We start from the raw sequence: 2,597 nt of genomic DNA, 5'->3' as shown, positions 1-2,597 counted from the left end.
CGGCCCGGCGGAGACGGTCCCGCCGGACGCGCCGGCGACGGCGCGCATGCCGGCGGCGGGCGACCGTGCGCCGCACCCGGCCGCCCCACGCGACCCCGCCTCCGGGAGCCCTGCCGCCGAGGCGGCGAAGGCCCGTACCCCGGTGGCACACGACGGGGCACCCCCGCGTTCGGCCGCCGACCCGGTCACGGAGCCTGCGCCGCCGGACGCGCCCGCCGACCGCACAGCCGCCCCCGGACGGCCCGGCGGGGGCTCCGTATGACCGCCCCCGGGCGCTCCGCGCCCATCCGCGTGCTCGTCGTCGAGGACGACCTCGTCGCCGCCGACGCCCACCGGCTCTACGTCGCGCGCGTGCCCGGCTTCGCCGTCGCCGGGACCGCGCGGACCCGTGCCGAGGCGGTCCGCCTGCTCGACCGGGTCCCCGTCGACCTGATCCTGCTCGACCTCTACCTCCCCGACGGCCACGGCCTCGCCCTGCTCCGCTCGCTGCGCACCGCCGGCCACGCCGCCGACGTCATCGCCGTCACCTCCGCCCGCGACCTGGCCGTCGTCCGCGAGGGGGTGTCCCTGGGCGTCGTGCAGTACGTGCTCAAGCCCTTCGCCTTCGCCACCCTGCGCGACCGCCTCCTCCGCTACGCCGAGTTCCACGCCGCGGCCGGCGAGGCCGGCGGCCAGGACGAGGTGGACCGCGCGCTCGCCGCGCTCCGCGCGCCCGCGCAGGCCGCGCTCCCCAAGGGGCTGTCCGGCCCCACCCTCGCCGCCGTCACCGACGCCCTGCGCCGGGCGGGCGACGCCGGCCTGACCGCCACCGCCGCCGGCGAGGCCACCGGCACGGCGCGCATCACCGCCCGCCGCTATCTGGAGCACCTGGCGGAGACCGGCCACGCCGTCCGGGCGCCGCAGTACGGCCAGGTGGGCCGCCCCGAACTCCGCTACCGCTGGTCCGGCACCCGCCCCTGACCCCGGCTCGGGCGGGCGGGGCGCGCCGCGGGCCCGGCTGGAAACCGTCGGTACAACAACGTTGTCACCGATACGGGGCGGGCCCTGTCACAGCCATTGACCGGACATCCGGACAGCCGTACTTTCTCGGCAATCTCGCCAGAGCCGCAGGGAGGTCCCGCCGTGCACCGCCCCGTCACCCCCATGCTCGCGACCGCGCTCACCGCCGTACTCGCCGCCACCGCGCTCTCCGCCTGTTCGGACTCCGGCAGCGACCCGGACACCGTGAAGGTCCAGTTCAAGAAGTCCACCGACGCCAAGAACAAGATCTTCGACCGCGAGATGGACGCGGTGAAGAAGGAGTTCGAGGACAAGTTCCCCGGCAAGAAGGTCGAGCTGATCCCCGTCCAGGTGCCGGACGAGCAGTACTACACCAAGGTCCAGCAGATGCTGCGGTCCCCCAAGACCGCCCCCGACCTGGTCTACGAGGACACCTTCCTGATCAACTCCGACATCACCGCCGGCCTCCTCACCCCGCTCGACGACTACCTCAAGGACTGGAAGGACTGGGGCCGGTACGTCGAGACGGCGAAGACCGCCGCGCAGGGCCAGGACGGCAAGACGTACGGCATTCCGGACGGCACCGACACCCGCGGGCTCTGGTACAACAAGGAGCTGTTCGAGAAGGCCGGGCTGCCCGCCGAGTGGCAGCCGGAGACCTGGGCCGACGTGCTGGACGCCGCCCGCACCGTCAAGCGCGAACTGCCCGGCGTCATCCCGCTGAACGTCTACACCGGCAAGCCCGCCGGCGAGGCCGCCTCCATGCAGGGCTTCGAGATGCTGCTGTACGGCACGGGCGAGGACCCGCTGTACGACCCGAAGGCGGAGAAGTGGGTCGCCGGCAGCCAGGGCTTCGCCGACGCCCTCGACTTCGTGCACACCGTCTACAACGAGGGCCTCGGCCCCGAGCCGCAGGAGGCCCTCGACCCGAACATCGGCACCAAGGTCGGCACCGAGTGGCTGCCCGAGGGCAGGCTCGCCATCGACCTGGACGGCTCCTGGATGTCGAACAACTGGCTGGAGACCGGCCCCCGGCCGTGGCCGGAGTGGACCGAGGTCCTCGGCCAGGCCGCGATGCCCACCCAGCACGGCCAGCCGCCCGGCCGGGTCAGCATGTCCGGCGGCTGGGCCTGGTCCATCCCCGCCAAGGCGAACAACCCCGACCTGGCCTTCGAGTTCATGAAGGTCGCCCAGTCGCGCGCGAACAACACCCGCCTGACCATCGCCAACGGCCAGATCGCCGTCCGCGAGGACGTCGCCGCCGACCCCGACTACCAGGCGTACGTCCCGGGCGTCGAGTTCTTCACCGGCCTGGTCGAGGACACCCACTACCGCCCGGCGCTCCCGGTCTACCCGCAGGTCTCCACCGCCATCCAGGAGGCCATGGAGCAGGTGACCACCGGCGACGCCTCCGCCGAGGAGGCCGCGGCGGGCTACGACGAACAGCTCGATTCGATCACCGACGGCGAGGTGGTCGAGAAGTAGCCGCCGCGAGCCCTCCGAGAGGCCACCGTGACCAAGCACGTGCCCGCCCCCGCCGGGTCCGGGGACGCGGCCGCCGGCGCGGAGCACGTCCCCGGGCAGGCGGGCGGCGGCCG

The 2,597-nt window shown here is 74.1% G+C and carries 2 protein-coding genes and 1 pseudogene; all 3 read left to right on the top strand.

What is annotated here, in order from left to right; all coding sequences use genetic code 11:
- Nucleotides 1–262 (top strand): annotated as a pseudogene (locus tag ABD317_RS35720) (hypothetical protein); the annotation flags it as partial.
- The gene (locus ABD317_RS35715) at nt 259–960 is read left to right on the top strand and encodes a response regulator (protein ID WP_344295994.1); all 702 of its coding nucleotides are present in this window, start codon (nt 259–261) and stop codon (nt 958–960) included. The pseudogene ABD317_RS35720 and the gene ABD317_RS35715, both read left to right, overlap by 4 nt.
- Before the next feature lie 183 nt (nt 961–1,143).
- Complete coding sequence (locus tag ABD317_RS35710) at nt 1,144–2,484, top strand: ABC transporter substrate-binding protein (RefSeq protein WP_344295996.1); 1,341 nt, start codon at nt 1,144–1,146, stop codon at nt 2,482–2,484.
- Nucleotides 2,485–2,597 lie beyond the last annotated feature (113 nt).

Origin of the sequence: Streptomyces synnematoformans, assembly GCF_039531005.1 — a bacterium.
GTDB lineage: Bacteria > Actinomycetota > Actinomycetes > Streptomycetales > Streptomycetaceae > Streptomyces > Streptomyces synnematoformans.
Note: the sequence above shows the minus strand (reverse complement) of the source record. Positions and strands in the feature narration are given on the sequence as shown.

Coding starts and splice junctions, on each gene's coding strand:
- ABD317_RS35715 (WP_344295994.1), top strand. CDS start 259: ATGACCGCCCCCGGGCGCTCCGCGCCCATCCGCGTGCTCGTCGTCGAG.
- ABD317_RS35710 (WP_344295996.1), top strand. CDS start 1,144: ATGCTCGCGACCGCGCTCACCGCCGTACTCGCCGCCACCGCGCTCTCC.